Below are 358 nucleotides of genomic sequence, written 5' to 3'. Positions count from 1 at the left end.
ATGCGGGTATTGCGCCTGTAATTGAACGTAGCGGTAAGAAAATGTGGACACATTGGCGGTACAGTTGCCCTACTTTTTTAAGGCAAACTTTTGTGGAGTGGGCTGGGTTTTCAATACGCTATTCATTTTGGGCTAAGGCTTATTACGACCAACAGAAAAGCAAAGGAAAACCACATAACAGCATAATCAGATCGTTAGCTTTTAAGTGGATTAGGATAGTATTTAGGTGCTGGAAAACGAAGACGCCCTACAACGAATCAAAATATTTAGAAGCATTAAAACGAAGAGGATCACCACTGTTAAAATTTGCAATAAATAGCTAAATTTTACTAGTTGTCCACCTCAGGGCGTGTTGTTA

At 39.4% G+C, this 358-nt stretch carries 1 protein-coding gene; it reads left to right on the top strand.

Annotated features, from left to right (window positions below):
* Positions 1-323 (top strand): transposase (locus H4J75_RS19785; RefSeq protein WP_182223079.1); only part of this gene is annotated, 323 nt, incomplete at its 5' end.
* Between the last annotated feature and the right edge of the window lie 35 nt (positions 324-358).

The sequence above is a fragment of the Colwellia sp. BRX10-1 genome, from assembly GCF_014077545.1.
Classification (GTDB): domain Bacteria; phylum Pseudomonadota; class Gammaproteobacteria; order Enterobacterales; family Alteromonadaceae; genus Colwellia_A.
Note: the sequence above shows the minus strand (reverse complement) of the source record. Positions and strands in the feature narration are given on the sequence as shown.